General features: G+C 50.9%; 12 protein-coding genes and 4 pseudogenes. 10 read left to right on the top strand and 6 right to left on the bottom strand.

Features of this window, described 5'->3' with window-relative positions; translation table 11 throughout:
- Positions 1-123: 123 nt before the first annotated feature.
- Positions 124-1,299: pseudogene (locus WM95_RS21790) on the top strand (YgiQ family radical SAM protein); the annotation flags it as partial.
- A gap of 135 nt (positions 1,300-1,434) precedes the next feature.
- Here the strand turns inward: WM95_RS21790 and WM95_RS21785 are convergent.
- A complete protein-coding gene (locus WM95_RS21785) occupies positions 1,435-2,070 on the bottom strand; it encodes a hypothetical protein (protein ID WP_012477419.1) in 636 nt (211 codons plus the stop codon).
- Between the two features lie 613 nt (positions 2,071-2,683).
- Here WM95_RS21785 and WM95_RS21780 point away from each other — a divergent pair.
- The 8 genes and pseudogenes from WM95_RS21780 (at position 2,684) to WM95_RS27925 (ending at position 11,829) form a co-directional block, all read left to right on the top strand.
- Complete coding sequence (locus WM95_RS21780) at positions 2,684-3,931, top strand: tyrosine-type recombinase/integrase (protein WP_007897923.1); 1,248 nt, start codon at positions 2,684-2,686, stop codon at positions 3,929-3,931.
- Positions 3,918-5,684: a hypothetical protein gene (locus WM95_RS21775; RefSeq protein WP_007897920.1), complete on the top strand. Its 1,767-nt coding sequence runs from the start codon at positions 3,918-3,920 to the stop codon at positions 5,682-5,684. Before WM95_RS21780 ends, WM95_RS21775 begins: the two co-directional genes overlap by 14 nt.
- A complete protein-coding gene (locus WM95_RS21770) occupies positions 5,672-7,789 on the top strand; it encodes a hypothetical protein (RefSeq protein WP_017384059.1) in 2,118 nt (705 codons plus the stop codon). Before WM95_RS21775 ends, WM95_RS21770 begins: the two co-directional genes overlap by 13 nt.
- Before the next feature lie 3 nt (positions 7,790-7,792).
- On the top strand, positions 7,793-8,221 hold the full coding sequence (locus tag WM95_RS21765) for a hypothetical protein (protein WP_017384060.1): 429 nt from the start codon (positions 7,793-7,795) through the stop codon (positions 8,219-8,221).
- A gap of 126 nt (positions 8,222-8,347) precedes the next feature.
- A protein-coding gene (locus WM95_RS21755) for an IS3 family transposase (RefSeq protein ID WP_201405648.1) occupies positions 8,348-9,483 on the top strand; the annotation gives its coding sequence in 2 pieces (ribosomal slippage) (positions 8,348-8,594 and positions 8,594-9,483; 1,137 coding nt in all).
- A gap of 351 nt (positions 9,484-9,834) precedes the next feature.
- Positions 9,835-10,968 carry a glutathione-independent formaldehyde dehydrogenase gene (locus WM95_RS21750; RefSeq protein ID WP_017384068.1) on the top strand — a complete coding sequence of 378 codons (1,134 nt, stop codon included), beginning with the start codon at positions 9,835-9,837 and terminating at the stop codon, positions 10,966-10,968.
- Positions 10,969-11,133: 165 nt separating this feature from the next.
- Positions 11,134-11,409: an IS1-like element transposase gene (locus tag WM95_RS27755; RefSeq protein WP_000179213.1), complete on the top strand. Its 276-nt coding sequence runs from the start codon at positions 11,134-11,136 to the stop codon at positions 11,407-11,409.
- Positions 11,328-11,829, top strand: a pseudogene (locus WM95_RS27925) (IS1 family transposase). Before WM95_RS27755 ends, WM95_RS27925 begins: the two are co-directional and overlap by 82 nt.
- Positions 11,830-11,843: 14 nt before the next feature.
- On the opposite strand, the pseudogene WM95_RS21735 reads toward WM95_RS27925, so the two are convergent.
- The 4 genes and pseudogenes from WM95_RS21735 to lacI form a co-directional block, all read right to left on the bottom strand.
- A pseudogene (locus WM95_RS21735) lies at positions 11,844-11,984 on the bottom strand (maltose acetyltransferase domain-containing protein); the annotation flags it as partial.
- Between the two features lie 65 nt (positions 11,985-12,049).
- On the bottom strand, positions 12,050-13,303 hold the full coding sequence (gene lacY, locus WM95_RS21730; protein WP_003846917.1) for a lactose permease: 1,254 nt from the start codon (positions 13,301-13,303) through the stop codon (positions 12,050-12,052).
- Between the two features lie 51 nt (positions 13,304-13,354).
- The gene (lacZ, locus tag WM95_RS21725; protein WP_088544979.1) at positions 13,355-16,429 is read right to left on the bottom strand and encodes a beta-galactosidase; all 3,075 of its coding nucleotides are present in this window, start codon (positions 16,427-16,429) and stop codon (positions 13,355-13,357) included.
- Positions 16,430-16,550: 121 nt separating this feature from the next.
- Complete coding sequence (gene lacI / locus WM95_RS21720; protein WP_007851507.1) at positions 16,551-17,633, bottom strand: DNA-binding transcriptional repressor LacI; 1,083 nt, start codon at positions 17,631-17,633, stop codon at positions 16,551-16,553.
- Between the two features lie 346 nt (positions 17,634-17,979).
- Here lacI and WM95_RS21715 point away from each other — a divergent pair, with 346 nt between their 5' ends.
- Entirely contained in the window at positions 17,980-18,258 is a 279-nt protein-coding gene (locus WM95_RS21715) for an EAL domain-containing protein (RefSeq protein WP_007898884.1), read from the top strand.
- A 22-nt stretch (positions 18,259-18,280) separates the two neighbouring features.
- Here WM95_RS21715 and WM95_RS21710 read toward each other — a convergent pair.
- Positions 18,281-18,539, bottom strand: a pseudogene (locus WM95_RS21710) (IS66 family transposase); the annotation flags it as partial.
- Positions 18,540-18,549: the final 10 nt, after the last annotated feature.

Here is an 18,549-nt window from a genome sequence, read left to right as displayed (position 1 = left end):
AGGGCGCCGTATTTTAACGACTTCCCCGAATATCTGCCTGCTTCATGCATCCTTTTCTTCAAATCTGGCGGATGAACAGCGTATAATCCCGCTCCTTTTGTCTATTTTTTCTTCGGAAGCATTATGAGCGCAATTTCCCTGATCCAGCCGGATCGTGACCTCTTCTCCTGGCCGCAGTACTGGGCGGCCTGCTTTGGACCGGCGCCATTCCTGCCGATGTCCCGGGAAGAGATGGACCAACTGGGCTGGGACAGCTGCGACATCATTCTGGTCACGGGCGATGCCTACGTTGACCATCCGAGCTTCGGCATGGCCATCTGTGGCCGGATGCTTGAGGCGCAGGGCTTCCGCGTGGGGATCATCTCCCAGCCTGACTGGAACAGCAAAGACGACTTTATGCGTCTGGGTAAACCCAACCTGTTCTTCGGCGTGACCGCAGGCAACATGGACTCGATGATCAACCGCTACACCGCCGACCGTAAGCTGCGCCATGACGACGCCTACACGCCGGATAACGTGGCGGGTAAACGCCCCGACCGCGCAACCCTGGTCTATACCCAGCGCTGTAAAGAAGCATGGAAAGACGTCCCGGTGATCCTGGGCGGCATCGAGGCGAGCCTGCGCCGCACCGCGCACTACGACTACTGGTCAGATACCGTTCGCCGCTCGGTGCTGGTGGATTCCAAAGCCGATATGCTGATTTACGGTAACGGCGAGCGTCCGCTGGTGGAAGTGGCGCACCGTCTGTCGCAGGGTGAACCGGTGAGCAGCATCCGCGACGTGCGCAATACCGCCATTATGGTGAAAGAGGCGCTGCCGGGCTGGAGCGGGGTGGATTCCCGCATCATTGATATGCCGGGCAAAATCGACCCGATCCCGCACCCGTACGGCGAAGATCTGCCGTGTGCCGATAACAAGCCGGTTGAGCCGAAAAAAGCGGAAGCGAAGGCTATCGTTGTGCAGCCGCCGCGCCCGAAACCGTGGGAAAAGACCTACGTGCTGCTGCCTTCCTACGAGAAGGTGAAAGCCGACAAGGTGCTCTACGCGCACGCGTCCCGTATTCTGCACCATGAAACCAACCCTGGCTGCGCCCGCGCGCTGATGCAGAAGCACGGCGAGCGCTTTATCTGGATCAACCCGCCGGCGATCCCGCTCTCCACCGAAGAGATGGACAGCGTCTTTGCGCTGCCGTACAAGCGCGTGCCGCACCCGGCGTACGGCAACGCCCGTATCCCGGCGTATGAGATGATCCGCTTTTCGATCAACATCATGCGCGGCTGCTTCGGCGGCTGTTCGTTTACTCTTGTTTTTATGTATTTAGAGTTAAACTCTACTTTTCTATTTTTAGAATTCAAGCTATTCATCGTAATTGAGAGATATCCTTTTAATGTTCAGCAAGCCTGTTAAAAGCACTTTATCTGAACCGCGTTTTGCCTAAATCCTGCTCAATATATACTCTCCCTGAGTTCTGAAATCCTCAAATTCCCCAATCTTAAAGCATTGATACATAGATGATGTCAGATAATGCGCAATCATCTCACCGCCAATATGGATCCGTTCCGGGTGTGGGTATGTCGCCTGTATAGCCCTTTGTTCATTCATCATTACAGGAATTGTCTGCAACAAATCCCCATCCAAGATTTGGCACTCAGGTTTTACTCCTGTTCCGTATTGTAATTGCTCTGATTCGAAATCATGGACTGAGCGATAGGCGAACGAAACGATATTTCCTGTTTCCTCGCAAATTGCGAACTGATAAACACTGGTTGTCACCGTTGAAGAAGAGGGAATTGCATGGTCATGCTTGTATTGTTTCCACAGCCTCCTTAGACAGGCCGATGTATGATAATTGAGATTTTGTATACCTGATACGACCATTCTGGTTGATGCTTCAAGCAACCAGGTGTTAGAAAATCCACCTGCCCCCGTTCCTGCTATGATGGTTCTTAGCTGGGGGATGTAACCTGCTTTGGAAACAAAAGATAACGGCTCCCCATTATCGGTGACGGCAAGGGTATCTGTTACAATCAGTGCTTGTGCTTCGTCTGTATAAAATATCAGTGATGACATATTTTCCTCATCCAGAAAAGACATTACATGAATCACAGAACAGGTCACTACAACCACGTGAAAGGGAGTCAGACCATTTTCCAGAGGTAAATATATTCTTGTGTTTGGACGCGTTGCGGTTCTCTGTAAAAAATATATAGCACAAACAAAAGTCCCCGCAGGGATAAATATAGTTATATGCGCTTTTTCTGCTGGCTTTTACAATTGAAAGTGACAGGTAAACGAAATGTGTTACAGGTTTCTTTTGCTTTTCGTTGGGTTCTGTATATGCGAATTTACCCTGTGTGTTATTTTTGCAATGGACTCAGGCTGTATTCAATCAATTAAGGTTTACTTCTGGCATTAAGATGTATCCGTTGCCTGTTTTTTAAGGGCACGGTTTGTGCCGGGAAATGAAAATCACATCTTAAGTTCTTCACTCAAAGGATTTGTGATGTTTATCACGTATGGTCCGGGTAACGTGTTGAGGTCAATGTATTGCATCGTGATGGTGTCGTTACATCTTTTACTTTCCTCCTGATTTGCATATTCACTCCCGGCAACCTGGTTGTTTGTTTTTTCTTCTTCCGGATTTATAGTGTAGGCATGAGGTGGCGTTTCAGGGCGACAGACTGTGAGGATAATCACTAACATTCATGCGCGTTATGGGCGTGTCAGCAAACTGGATGCAACAGAGCCGAAACTGAAATTTGAACCCGGATTTCTGTATGCTGAAATACCTTATATTAGCGGCATCCAGAATCGAAAACTGAGCCGATATGTACACTTTTATCTTATGGATAAAGCTATCCTGCAGGCCAGGGATTTAAAGCCTTTAGCCCGGGCATTTTTACGCTGGATAAGGTGGCTGGAGGATAACGGACTTGACCCTTTCACCCCGGGAACGTTGAAATACCAAAGCCCTACATATGGCTTCAGGGAGTATCTTCTGGGGGCCGTAAGGCAGGGGCGCATCGCCTCATCCACCGCGGCGGTGTACATCAGCGTTATCCGACGGTTTTACGTATTTCTGGGCAAGTGTGGTGAGCTGGCTGCCAGCTCATTTTTTACGTTGGTCGAAAAAGTCGTTGACGGGCGACGCAAGGTGATAAGTTCGGATCTTGCCATCAGGATAACCAGCACAACAAAAAGGACAATCAACCCACTGAATGATGCAGAGGTTCATATCCTGGATGAGGCACTGAAATCTGAGTCCGGGTTGTTCAGTTTAATGATTGTGCTGATGAAAAATTGTGGGCTACGGCTGGATGAAATGCTGACCCTGCCGTCGTCACTCTTTACTGAAGAGTACCTTGCCAGTGTCCCTGTATCTGAGTTGACCATCAGGGGGCTTCATATTGGTCCGAGATGCGGAGTTCATACGAAGTTTGGGATGACGCGAGAACTCTTCATCACCAGACGATTGTACGAGCAGGTTCTGGATTATCTGGCGGATGAGGAGTATGAAAAGAAGATCCAAAAATGGCGTGCACGACAGGGTGGGGAAGGGCGGCACGAGCCTTTATTTTTAATGGCAAACGGGAAACGGATGTCTGAAAAAGCCTTTTACTCCCGCTGGTACAGTTTTCGCCATCGCCTGGCCCGGTCTGCTCCGGGAAATGTGTTCAGACATAAACCCCATGATTTGCGGGCAACGTTTGCGACCCATTTTTTACGCTCGGCACTGAGTTGCTATCCCGATCAGGCCGCAAATGCGCTGGGTACAGTAAAATACTGGATGGGCCATAAAAGCGAAAATACGACGATGAAATACATCGTCTTTCTTCAGCAAAACCAGATTTCTGATGCAGTCGCCGGGGTCATGGACGCATTGATTGACGGTGCTGCAGGTCGCGATGGAGCCATATATGAGCCGGAGTGAAACGCAGATAACGTGGATGGCCGAAAATGTGCTGTCATGGGAGACGGTCAGCGGACACATCACTCAGCGGGATCTGAACCGATATTATTTACTTGACGTTTATCTTCAGGCTCATTTTTCAGATTATGTGTTGCTCCCCGGATGGTTTAGTGAACATTCGCATCTTGCCCGCCCTGAAAAACGCGATTTTATTGCCTCTCTGAAACGATTTCTTCTGTCTTACCGTCCCGCCGGAAGGTTAACCATTTTCCGTTATCTCAATATGTTTTTTATATGGCAGTCAGTCAATCAGTATGACTATGGCACGGCTGAAGGCGTTGAAATGTATATTAAACATCTCATGAACGATATTCGTCGGCGAAAAATTTCAGTCAGGATGGCAAGACACTACTTGTCCGTGGTCAACCGGTTTTTGCTTACGGGCGGGCAGATTCAGAGGCGGTATGAATATGAATTCTTACCGAAAGGAACGTATCAGCAGCAGGGAAGGGATAGCTATACCAGGAATGAACTTTCCGAGATCCTGAGGCAGTTGTCATCCATGAATGAGTTCCTTGCGGGATGTATCCGGGAGCATATCGCTAAATCGGAAAAAGGGGTGCGGCATTTCTCACCGTCTTTGCTGGCACCTGTTTATGAAGCGTATTTCCGGTATCCGGGAGAGAACGGGGTCAGCAGGGCAGAGATCATCATCAGGGACGTTCTGGAAAATTACTTTCTTACTTCTTTTTTTCTGTTCTGTTACCACACATGGGGAAACACCTCTCAGGTTCTGGGTCTGACGCGGGATGATATACATCTGGATGAAAAGGGTATCAGCACTGATTATGTTTATAAGGGGAGAGCGAATAAGTATATACGTCTGACGATAGGTAAATCGGAGTATGTGACCAAACGTGCGGGCTATTACTGGTTTCTGTCTTTTATCAGGCTCAGGGACGACATCGTTAACTATCTGGTTTCCGCAGATAACTTCCCTCCGGTACAGGCGCTGTTTCTGAGTGAGCCGCAGGTGAAATTCCGTAAGCTTTATTCTCTTAATCCCAGTCATCTGACTAAATTTTCTAACTCTGAGGGGGCGTGGGCCACGATGCGGCAGCTTAATCCCTCGCTTCCATCAATTACCGTTTCTGGCTTGCGCAAAACGTCTGAGCAGTATACGGACAGAACATTAAAGAATGGTCTGATTACGGCGGAAAAAGCACAGCATAACTGGGGCACTTACAGGCGGAATTATGCTGCAGGTAACCCACAGGGGGCGAAGGAAAACTTCAGTGCTGCACTTGATACGCTTATGAATCAGGGGATTGCGACACGTGCGTTATCCGAGCGGGTAAAAGTTGCTGATGAGCTGGGGATCGATCTGCGTGGAAGCGATGAGGGTGTGGATCTTTTATTGAATGGCCTGGGATGTCGATCGCAGGAGCCGCCTACAGATATTGAATTGCGCTTTATAAAAAAGCAAAAACGATTTGGCCGGACACCAAAGGCTTGTGCGGATTTTTCTCATTGTGTCGAATGTTCAAAAAGTTGCGTTGTGGAAACGCTGGAGTCTGTATGGCTCCTGCTGTCATTCAGGCATGCTATCGAGTATGGAAAACCGTTGTACATCGGTTCGGTCAATGCTGTGGAGCGTTATGAAACGTTACTCCTGAAGATTGATTTACGGCTTGGGCTGGTAGATGAGGCGACCCTGAAAAAAGCGCGCGTTAAACTTCAGCGAGAAGGTGTGGCTCCGGTATGGCAGATTTGAAGAAAAAAGAGGTAAGCCGTAGTCGAATGGCGGAGTTTCCTGCCGGAACGCCGCTTCGTTCAGGGGATGAGTTTCCGACTGAGGATATCATCTGTGAGGCACTAGAAAACAAAAGCTTTGAACGTCTGAATAACTGCCTGGTTATCGCCAGCTCAGATGAACATGATATGCGTTTTATCAATGAGGAGACGCTGAATATTTATTTCAGGGATGATGTCTGGACCAATCGCTATGTCAGAACCCATATTGGTGAAACGTTAAGAACCGTTAATTTTTCAGGCATACGGGATCCTGAACTGCGTCTTGAAGCCAAAATCATCTCAGCCAGCCTGCTCTGGATTGTCGGCAGGACCGCGAAGACGCAGTCACTGATCCGGAAATGTGCAAACATTGTGGCGGGAGCCCGTATTATTGAGTCTATGGGGTATCGCAGTCTGTTTCAGCTTCGTTTTCCGCTTGTCCGGAATGCTTTCATTGTAAAGATGAAGGAGGAGGATGAGCACGGCAGGAAGCGTTCTGAAAGAACATTACGTAATTACTTTATGGACCTGGCGGATATCTCGCTGACAGGTCATACCCGTCTTCGAAAATACGGTTACTTTCCTGATATTAGCTTCGACAGTTACAACAGTGTGGATGATTCAAACCAGACATATTGTATGCCTTTCAGTCTTATGATGTCTGTCTGGGAAGGGCTGATTACTGAACTGGATGCTGAAATCAGTGATTTCGATTTTGACGGGTTTTCCCGGCTGTGCGCTATCATAAACGGTTTTTATGATTCGCCTTACTATACGTCGATGCTGGAAGCCCGTAAAAGAGGGACAGCAAAAAGCATACCGGATTACCGGGCCGCGTATTACTACAATATTGTTGCCGGGGAAATTCGGGCGCTTTTCGCGACACTTGGCCCCGGGATGCAGGGCTGGTTCTCGGTACATAAAAATAAGCGCTGGAGATCTGATTTTATTGGCGTTGATCACATAAAGCTGAACACCTGGCATTTTGAGCTGACGTTAAAAGTCATGAATGTGATACAGGCCATGTCGGGGATGAGACACAGCGAAGTGCTTGGCGTGATGCACGGTTCACTGATTTATGATGGTGATATCCTGGGACTTCGTTCGGTGTTGCATAAGTTCGCCCCGGAAGGTGGAAGTCACGAAGACTGGGTTGTTTGTCGCTATGTGGAAAAGCCTTTTCAGCATTTACGCAGAATTAATCAAATCATGACAGGCCTGGACGGGAAGACGCTGGACAATGTTCCATTGTCTTTAAATATCAGGTCGTGGTTCTCGGAGCAAAAACTCTCTTTTATGGGGACGCAGCGCCAGACTGAGTGGGCAAAGAAATTTGTGAAAAGACACCATCTGTTCATCCGACGTGACCATATTGATGAGTTCAGGCTTTTAAATCCAAACATACGTGATGATGAACGCGTTGCGATGGAGATTCGGGAGGGGGCTTTCTGGCCATTGCGAACCCATCAGTTTCGCCGTTCACTTGCTGTACACCTCAGGCGTCTTGATCTGATTTCTACTAATGATCTTATCCGGCAGTTTAAGCACTTAATCAGAGGCATGACGGAGTGGTATATGTCCGGTGCACTCAACGCTTCGCATTTTAGCCGGGCGATCCCTCAGGCATTCGCTGCCGAGATTGAAAGGGTTGATACCGAACTCTCAGCTTCCAGGGCTGTTTCTTATCAGCATGAAGGCCTGCTTTATGGCGAAGGCGGGAAGTTACTGATGTCCCAGAGAGGTGGGCACTTACATCAGATGACGTTTCCTACACTGAAAAAAGCGATGAGCATGGCTAAACGAGGCGGGCAAAAACTGGTATCTCTTGGAAACGGTTTTTATTGCATGAATGGCCATGACTGCGAGTTTAAGGCGGTTGTTCAGTCAGCGTCCTGCAATCCGGGATGTGAGAACATGCTGGCCGGAGCTGATTCTGTTCCCGTGTGGAAACGCAGGATGGCTCATTATGACAACCTTCTGGAGATTGCCGTGCGAAATAATGCTCCTCAGGCTGACAGGGATTTTCTGATGCTTGAGAGAGATTTTTATGCAGATGCTGTCCGCTTTTTTGAAAAGGATGAATAGAGCATGACGAACGAACAGTCGGGGGTTAAAAAAACACAGGCAAGAGCAGAGCAGGCCCTGAGGGAACTGATGTTATCAGGGGAGCGTATCAGCCAGTATGCTGTGGAAAAACGAGCGGGGCTGGCAAACGGCACCCTGAATTATAACTGTCCTGAGTACAGGCAGGTCAGGGAGGCTATCCGCAGTCTGAAAAAAACGTGCCAGGGCACCGCGCCGGTTGATGAGCAGGGCATTGAGCAGCAGATCAAGCTGAAAGAAAAGTATCGCCGTCAGAGAAATGAGCTGAGGGAAGAAATCAAAAAGATGATGGCTGAAAATGTAGAGCTGTTACATAACCTTATACTTTTACAGCAGTATGTCAGGGAGCTTGAACGCAACACCGGGAGGGAGAAAGGGGACGTCATTCCGTTCTCGGGTGGTGTCAGGGACTGAGGCTATACTGAACGGAAGGACGCGAGGTGAATCGCCACGCGTTTAACAGACACCTCAGAGTCATTTATGGACTGACCCCGCCCCGGTAGACGATCCTGCCCTATAGTTTGAGCATAGGAGGAGCGTATGGGCACACCACGATTTACACCTGAATTTAAGGAAGAAGCCGTCCGTCAGATAACAGAACGCGGTTATTCCGTTGCCGAAGTATCCGACCGTCTGGGCGTTTCTGCACACAGCCTCTACAAGTGGCTACGGGCTATCAAACCTGATAACAGCGAACAGCATGCCCGGGATTTACTGGAAGCCAAAAGCGAGATCCTGAAACTCCGGGCGCAGCTAAAACGCACCGAAGAAGAACGGGATATCCTGAAAAAGGCCGCGCGGTACTTTGCAAGGGAGCCCGACTGAAGTACCGCTTTATCAATGAACACCGCACTGTATGGGGTGTGATGACGATGTGTCGGGTACTGAATGTCGCCCGGGCCGGGTTCTATGCGTGGCTGCACAACCCGGTCTCGGCGCGTGATAAAGATAACCAGCGTCTGCTGATGCTTATCCGCGACTCATATTCACTGAGCGGAGGCGTATACGGTTACCGGCGGGTTCATGGCGACCTGAACGAAATCGGGGAAACCTGCGGCAAAAACCGGGTGGGTCGTATTATGCAACAAAACCGGATCAAAGCCGTACGCGGCTATAAAGCGCCGCGTCGTATCGCCGGCCGGCCTTCAGTGGTTGCCCCTAATCGCGTGCAACGGCAGTTTACTGTTGTCCGGGCCAATCAGGTCTGGGTCACAGATATTACTTATATCCGCACCTGGCAGGGCTGGCTGTATCTGGCGGTGGTTATCGATCTCTTCGCCCGTAATGTGGTCGGCTGGTCGATGAAGCCCACTCTCTCACGCGAACTGGCACTCGACGCGCTGATGATGGCCGTCTGGCGGCGAAAACCGGACGGCGAGGTCATCGTGCACTCAGACCAGGGCAGCCAGTACGGCAGTGACGACTGGCAGCGCTTCTGCCGGGCTAATAACCTGGCCCCGAGCATGAGCAGGCGTGGCAACTGCTGGGATAATGCGGTGGCCGAATCGTTCTTCAGTTCGCTGAAAAAAGAGCGGATCAGAAAACGCATCTATAAAACCCGGGATCTGGCCCGGGCCGATATCTTCGATTACATTGAAGTGTTCTACAACCGGGCCCGGCGCCACAGTCACCTCGGCGGCCTCAGTCCGGAGGCCTTCGAACAGGCCTCATCGTGAGGACAGAATTTGTCTACGGGCGTGGGGTCAGTCCACTAGGGTTACCTAATTCACCTATGTCTACTTCTGGCACAATGCAGAAATGAGATAGATTTACTTTATCCGCTTCTCGCTCAAAGCTGTCCGTAATCCCCTGCCTGCTTAAAAAAACCGGATTAACGTGTGATGTTTTTACGTTTTCCAGGCAGCCTTCATCGGTAAGTACCTGTCTTACAGACTTCAATGCACTTAGTTAAGAAACATCCTAATCGTCCTTTCGCCGATCGCGAGATCTGTTATGGCAGCTAAACTCGATTGATACCCCAATCCGCCGGGCAGCATTTCCTTTCCGCACGCAAGAAGGAGAAGATCATGAAAGCAGTAATTTACAACGGTCCTTATGATGTAAAAGTAAAAGACGTACCGGATGCGAAAATTGTCCGCCCCACGGATGTACTCGTCCGCATCACCACCACCAACATTTGTGGGTCGGACTTGCACATGTATGAGGGCCGGACCAGCTTTGAACAGGGACGGATTCTGGGTCACGAAAACCTGGGTGAAGTGGTCGAAATTGGCTCAGGCGTTGAACGTATTAAGGTGGGCGACTATGTTTGTCTGCCGTTTAACGTGGGATGTGGTTTTTGCGAAAACTGTGAAAAAGGTCTGACCGGCTTTTGTCTCACTACCAATCCGGGTTCGGCAGGCGCAGCTTATGGTTTTGCTGAAATGGGTCCCTGGGAGGGGGGGCAGGCGGAACTGCTTCGGGTGCCATTTGCCGACTTTAACTGCCTTGTTCTTCCCCCTGATGCGGCAGAAAAAGAAGATGATTATGTGATGCTCTCTGACATTTTTCCTACCGGCTGGCATGCAACAGAACTTGCCGGATTGAAGCCTGGTGAAAGCGTGGCCATTTATGGCGCGGGGCCGGTCGGTTTGATGGCAGCTCATTCGGCGATCATTAAAGGTGCTTCACAGGTGTTTGTGGTTGATACGCACACAGACCGGTTGGCTCTGGCTGAAAAAATGGGGGCGACGGGCATCAATGCTACTGGCGATGAAGCTGTACAAAAAATTCTCGACCTGACGGATGGACGCGGTACGGATTGTGGCTGCGAATGTGTTGGCTATCAGTGCTGTAACAAACATGGCCATGAAGATAACTCTGTCACCATGAACAGTCTTGTTGCGTCGACGAAAGCAACCGGGGGAATTGGTGTGGTTGGCGTCTTTATTCCTCAGGATCCGGGGGCTGAATCGGAGCTTGCCAGAGAGGGTAAGATGCCATTTGATTTTGGGAGTTTCTGGTTTAAAGGACAGGCAATCCGTACCGGCCAGGCGAACGTTAAGGCCTATAACCGTCAGCTGTCTCGCCTCATCCATCACGATAAAGCCAGTCCGGGCAAAATAATTTCTCATCGTCTTTCGCTTGAAGAGGCTCCTGCCGGATATAAGCACTTCGATGAGCGGGATGAAGGATGGACGAAGGTTATCCTTAAGCCTTAAATAGAGTTATCCGGTATGAGAAAGCAAAAACCGGGAAAGAATGTATGACTTTTGACAGGGTGCAATAAAATATCCTGTCAGGGCGTTATTATTCATACTTTCAGCTGCCAGGTGATGCTGCCAACTTACTGATTTAGTGTATGATGGTGTTTTTGAGGTGCTCCAGTGGCTTCTGTTTCTATCAGCTGTCCCTCCTGTTCAGCTACTGACGGGGTGGTGCGTAACGGCAAAAGCACCGCCGGACATCAGCGCTATCTCTGCTCTCACTGCCGTAAAACATGGCAACTGCAGTTCACTTACACCGCTTCTCAACCCGGTACGCACCAGAAAATCATTGATATGGCCATGAATGGCGTTGGATGCCGGGCAACCGCCCGCATTATGGGCGTTGGCCTCAACACGATTTTACGTCACTTAAAAAACTCAGGCCGCAGTCGGTAACCTCGCGCATACAGCCGGGCAGTGACGTCATCGTCTGCGCGGAAATGGACGAACAGTGGGGATACGTCGGGGCTAAATCGCGCCAGCGCTGGCTGTTTTACGCGTATGACAGGCTCCGGAAGACGGTTTGCGCACGTATTCGGTGAACGCACTATGGCGACGCTGGGGCGTCTTATGAGCCTGCTGTCACCCTTTGACGTGGTGATATGGATGACGGATGGCTGGCCGCTGTATGAATCCCGCCTGAAGGGAAAGCTGCACGTAATCAGCAAGCGATATACGCAGCGAATTGAGCGGCATAACCTGAATCTGAGGCAGCACCTGGCACGGCTGGGACGGAAGTCGCTGTCGCTCACAAAATCGGTGGAGCTGCATGACAAAGTCATCGGGCATTATCTGAACATAAAACACTATCAATAAGTTGGAGTCATTACCCTTTTTTCAACTTCTGATGGATGCGAGTGATTGAACTCATACATTAATGTTTTCCCACGAAGTCTTTTTTCAGGTAAGCCTTCGCACATATCGGTAAATAGCTTGCCTGCTTTTATTTTTTCTGTCATCGACATGTTCATTTTTAACATTCCGTCCTGATAAGTTGGTCGGATAAGGCGCTCGCGCCGTATCCGACATTAATTTCTTAAGCGACTTCATTCACCTGGCGACGCAGCAGAGAAAGTGGGCCGGGGCCGCTAAGCGTGAACACGGAAATTAAGGTGAAGCCCAGCGCCACCAGACCCAGCACCAGGTAAGCGCCCTGGAAACCGATGCTTTCATACATATTGCCCGCCAGAATAGACATAAAAATCATCGCCAGTTGCTTAAAGAAGCAGAAACAGACCAGATAAATCGTCGCTGAAAAACGCACTTCAAACTGGCTGGTAATATATTTAAAGCAGCCCACCAGCAGGAACGGTACTTCAAACATATGCAGCGTTTTCAGAATAACCACTTCCAGTGCTGAGGTAGCGAACGATGAGCCAATAATACGTACTGACATAATAGTGCCAGCCAGCAGCAGGGCGTTTTTCCCACCGATGCGATTAATGATCAGTGGCGCAAAAAACATAATCGAGGCGTTAAGTAATTCGCCCATTGTCGTTACGTAGCCAAATACCCGCGTACCCTGTTCACCGGTAGCAAAGAACGAAGTAAAGAAATTAGCAAACTGTTGGTCAAAAACATCGTAGGTGCAGGAAACGCCAATAACATACAGTGACAAAAACCACAGTTTTGGCTGTCTGAACAGTTCCAGCGCCAGCTTAAGGCTAAATGCCGAATGGTTGGCACCTACCGCATTGGCAACCGTGGCAGAAGAGGGCGCATCCGTTTTGGCGAAAAAGAGTAAAACGGCGAGGATGAATGCACAGCCAGAACCCAGCCAGAAAACAAACTGATTATTGATGGTGAACATGATGCCGACAATCGAGGCACACAGCGCCCAGCCAACACAGCCAAACATCCGCGCGCGACCATATTCGAAATTACTGCGACGGCTGACTTTCTCGATAAATGCCTCTACTGCTGGCGCACCGGCGTTAAAACAAAAGCCTAGATAAATACCACCAACAATCGATCCTACTAAAATGTTGTATTGTAACAGTGGCCCGAAGATAAAAATAAAGAACGGCGCAAACATCACTAACATGCCGGTAATAATCCACAGCAGGTATTTGCGCAGCCCGAGTTTGTCAGAAAGCAGACCAAACAGCGGTTGGAATAATAGCGAGAACAGAGAAATAGCGGCAAAAATAATACCCGTATCACTTTTGCTGATATGGTTGATGTCATGTAGCCAAATCGGGAAAAACGGGAAGTAGGCTCCCATGATAAAAAAGTAAAAGAAAAAGAATAAACCGAACATCCAAAAGTTTGTGTTTTTTAAATAGTACATAATGGATTTCCTTACGCGAAATACGGGCAGACATGGCCTGCCCGGTTATTATTATTTTTGACACCAGAGCAACTGGTAATGGTAGCTACCGGCGCTAAGGTGGAATTCCGCCGACACTGACGGGCTCCAGGAGTCGTCGCCACCAATCCCCATATGGAAACCGTCGATATTCAGCCATGTGCCTTCTTCCGCGTGCAGCAGATGGCGATGGCTGGTTTCCATCAGTTGCTGTTGACTGTAGCGGCTGATGTTGAACTGGAAGTCGCCGCGCCACTGGTGTGGGCCATAATTCAATTCGCGCGTCCCGCAGCGCAGACCGTTTTCGCTCGGGAAGACGTACGGGGTATACATGTCTGACAATGGCAGATCCCAGCGGTCAAAACAGGCCGCAGTAAGGCGGTCGGGATAGTTTTCTTGCGGCCCTAATCCGAGCCAGTTTACCCGCTCTGCTACCTGCGCCAGCTGGCAGGTCAGGCCAATCCGCGCCGGATGTGGCGTATTGCTCGCCACTTCAACATCAACGGTAATCGCCATTTGACCACTTCCATCAATCCGGTAGGTTTTCCGGCTGATAAATAAGGTTTTCCCCTGATGCTGCCACGCGTGGACCGTGGTAATCAGCACCGCGTCGGCAAGCGTATCTGCCGTGCACTGCAACAACGCTGCTTCGGCCTGGTAATGGCCCGCCGCCTTCCAGCGTTCGACCCAGGCGTTAGGGTCAATGCGGGTCGCTTCACTTACGCCAATGTCGTTATCCAGCGGTGCGCGGGTGAACTGATCGCGCAGCGGCGTCAGCAGTTGTTTTTTATCGCCAATCCACATCTGTGAAAGAAAGCCTGACTGGCGGTTAAATTGCCAACGCTTATTATCCAGCTCGATGCAAAAATCCGTTTCGCTGGTGGTCAGTTGCGGGATGGCGTGGGGCGCGGAGGGGAGTGTCACGCTGAGGTTTTCCGCCAGACGCCACTGCTGCCAGGCGCTGATGTGTCCGGCTGCTGACCATGTGGTCGCGTTCGGTTGCACTACGTGAACCGTTAGCCAGAGTTGTCCGGCGCTCTCCGGCTGCGGTAGTTCAGGCAGTTCAATCAACTGTTTACCTTGTGGAGCGACATCCAGAGGCACTTCACCGCTTGCCAGCGGCTTGCCATCCAGCGCCACCATCCAGTGCAGGAGCTCGTTATCGCTATGACGGAACAGGTATTCGCTGGTCACTTCGATGGTTCGCCCGGATAAACTGAACTGGAAAAACTGCTGCTGGTGTTTTGCTTCCGTCAGCGCCGGATGCGGCGTGCGGTCTGCAAAGACCAGACCGTTCATGCAGAACTGGCGATCATTCGGCGTATCGCCAAAATCACCGCCGTAAGCCGACCACGGATTGCCATTTTCATCATATTTAATCAGCGACTGATCCACCCAGTCCCAGACGAAGCCGCCCTGTAAACGGGGGTACTGACGAAACGCCTGCCAGTATTTAGCGAAGCCGCCAAGACTGTTACCCATCGCGTGGGCGTATTCGCAAAGGATCAGCGGGCGCGTCTCTCCAGGCAACGAAAGCCATTTTTTGATGGACCATTTCGGCACAGCCGGGAAGGGCTGGTCTTCATCCACGCGCGCGTACATCGGGCAAATAATATCGGTTGCGAAGGTGTCGGCTCCGCCGCCTTCATACTGTACCGGGCGGGAAGGATCGACAGATTTGATCCAGCGATAGAGTGCGTCGTGATTAGCGCCGTGGCCTGATTCATTCCCCAGCGACCAGATGATCACACTCGGGTGATTACGATCGCGCTGCACCATTCGCGTTACGCGTTCGCTCATCGCGGGTAGCCAGCGCGGATCATCGGTCAGACGATTCATTGGCACCATGCCGTGGGTTTCAATGTTGGCTTCATCCACCACATACAGGCCGTAGTGGTCGCACAGCGTGTACCACAGCGGATGGTTCGGATAATGCGAACAGCGCACGGCGTTAAAGTTGTTCTGCTTCATCAGCAGGATATCCTGCACCATCGTCTGCTCATCCATGACCTGACCATGCAGAGGATGATGCTCGTGACGGTTAACGCCGCGAATCAGCAACGGCTTGCCGTTCAGCAGCAGCAGACCATTTTCAATCCGCACCTCGCGGAAACCGACATCGCAGGCTTCTGCTTCAATCAGCGTGCCGTCGGCGGTGTGCAGTTCAACCACCGCACGATAGAGATTCGGGATTTCGGCGCTCCACAGTTTCGGGTTTTCGACGTTCAGACGTAGGGTGACGTGATCGGCATAACCACCACGCTCATCGATAATTTCACCGCCGAAAGGCGCGGTGTCGCTGGCGACCTGCGTTTCACCCTGCCACAAAGAAACCGTCACCCGCAGCTCATCGCGCAGCTCGCCGTACATCTGAACGTCTGCCTCCAGTACAGCGCGGCTGAAATCATCATTAAAGTGAGTGGCTACATGGAAATCGCTGATTTGCGTGCTCGGTTTATGCAGCAACGAGACGTCACGGAAAATGCCGCTCATCCGCCACATATCCTGATCTTCCAGATAACTGCCGTCACTCCAGCGCAGCACCATCACCGCGAGGCGGTTTTCTCCGGCGTGTAAAAATGCGCTCAGGTCAAATTCAGACGGCAAACGACTGTCCTGTCCGTAACCGACCCAGCGCCCGTTGCACCACAAATGAAACGCCGAGTTAACACCATCAAAAATAATTCGCGTCTGGCCTTCCTGTAGCCAGCTTTCATCAACATTAAATGTGAGCGAGTAACAACCCGTCGGATTCTCCGTGGGAACATACGGCGGATTGACCGCAATGGGATAGGTCACGTTGGTGTAGATAGGCGCATCGTAACCGTGCATCTGCCAGTTTGAGGGGACGATGACAGTATCGGCGTCAGGAAGATCGCGCTCCAGCCAGCTTTCTGGTACCGCTTCTGGTGCCGGAAACCAGGCAAAGCGCCATTCACCATTCAGGCTGCGCGACTCTTGGGAAGGGCGATCGGTGCGAGCCTCTTCGCTATTACGCCAGCTGGCGAAAGGGGGATGTGCCGCAAGGCGATTAAGTTGGGTAACGCCAGGGTTTTCCCAGTCACGACGTTGTAATACGACGGCCAGTGAATCCGTAATCATTGTCATAGTTGTATCCTGCGTGAATTGTTATCCGCTCACATTTTCGCATAACATACGAGCCGGACACATAGAGTGTAAAGCCTGGGGTGCCTAATGAGTGAGCTGACTCACATTAATTGCGTTGCGCTCACTGCCCGCTTTCAAGTCGGGAAACTTGTCGTGCCAGCTGCATTAAGGAATCTGCCAACGTGCGGGGAGAGGTGGTTTGCGTATTGGGCGCCAGGGTGGTTTTTCTTTTCACCAGTGAGACGGGCAACAGCTGATTGCTCTTCACCGCCTGGCCCTGAGAGAGTTTCAGCAAGCGGTCCACGCTGGTTTGCCCCAGCAGGCGAAAATCCTGTTTGATGGTGGTTAACGGCGGGATATAACACGAGCTGTCTTCGGTATCGTCGTATCCCACTACCGAGATATCCGCACCAACGCGCAACCCGGACTCGGTAATGGCGCGCATTGCGCCCAGCGCCATCTGATCGTTGGCAACCAGCATCGCAGTGGGAACGATGCCCTCATTTAGCATTTGCATGGTTTGTTGAAAACCGGACATGGCACTCCAGTCGCCTTCCCGTTCCGCTATCGGATGAATTTGATTGCGAGTGAGATATTTATGCCAGCCCGCCAGACGCAGACGCGCCGAGACAGAACTTAATGGGCCCGCTAACAGCGCGATTTGCTGGTGACCCAATGCGACCAGATGCTCCACGCCCAGTCGCGTACCGTCTTCATGGGAGAAAATAATACTGTTGATGGGAGTCTGGTCAGAGACATCAAGAAATAACGCCGGAACATTAGCGCAGGCAGCTTCCACAGCAATGGCATCCTGGTCATCCAGCGGATAGTTAATGATCAGCCCACTGACGCGTTGCGCGAGAAGATTGTGCACCGCCGCTTTACAGGCTTCGACGCCGCTTCGTTCTACCATCGACACCACCACGCTGGCACCCAGTTGATCGGCGCGAGATTTAATCGCCGCGACAATTTGCGACGGCGCGTGCAGGGCCAGACTGGAGGTAGCAACGCCAATCAGCAACGACTGTTTCCCCGCCAGTTGTTGTGCCACGCGGTTGGGAATGTAGTTCAGCTGCGCCATCGCCGCTTCCACCTTTTCCCGCGTTTTCGCAGAGACGTGGCTGGCCTGGTTCACCACGCGGGAAACGGTCTGATAAGAGACACCGGCATACTCTGCGACATCGTATAGCGTTACTGGTTTCACATTTACCACCCTGAATTGACTCTCTTCGGGTGCTATCATGCCATACCACGAAATGTTTTGCGCCATTCGGAGGGGGCACGCCGAAGTGAGATTCAAAATGCCGACGTCAGTTCACAGGTGGGTAATGATACCAACGTGTTGATTTCGTATTTTCACTGACACCAGGATCATCCTGATGTTACAAGGATTGAATGACTACAGATTAAAATAGTCATCAACAGGTTGACAGCATTACCGTTTTTTTCGTCTCATTTTTATCGTATTCGGGTGTCTGTCTGTACCATGCAGACGCTCGCTTTTTGTAATGCCAGCTAAAGAAACAGGCTTAACGTAGGATATTTTCCGTTTGCCAAGCGGCCCCCATATTGAATGGCTGACGGTACTGGATTTCGATGAGATAAAAATAGACCGTATTTTTATTGCCAATATTGATGACCCGGTGAAGCGAGCGCTACTTGTTTCTGTGGTGAAAGGGTTACGTGGTACTGGCAAACCACTGGTGTTTGAAGGGGTGGAAACGCCAGGACAGTTTGAATTCGTCCGTTCTCTTGGCCCCGGTTACCTAGTTCAGGGCTGGTATACCGGAAAACCCGAAACAATATCTGCGATGAATATTCAGGGTTAAAACGATACGGGGCCCGGCCCGTATCGGCAACCCGACCCGTCAGCGTATCGCTTTCTGTCTGAAGCCGGTTCAGGTCGGCTTCTATCTGCGCGATGCGGCGGGAGATTTATTCAGAACGACTGCCGAAGTTCATCCGGCGAATCTTATCCAGCTGCGCCTGCAGATGGTCTATTTCGCGCTCCCGGTCGGCCTGCTTTTCCAGCAGGGCGCGGTTCAGCGCTTCCTGTTCGGACAGGCGCTGTTTCAGCAGAAGGATGTCGTCAGGGGGAGGTGTTGTTCATAAGCCCGCAT

The organism is Enterobacter cloacae complex sp. ECNIH7 (assembly GCF_002208095.1).
Taxonomy (GTDB): domain Bacteria; phylum Pseudomonadota; class Gammaproteobacteria; order Enterobacterales; family Enterobacteriaceae; genus Enterobacter; species Enterobacter cloacae_M.
The sequence above is the reverse complement of the archived record's forward strand: the minus strand, read 5'-3'. Positions and strand labels throughout refer to the sequence as shown.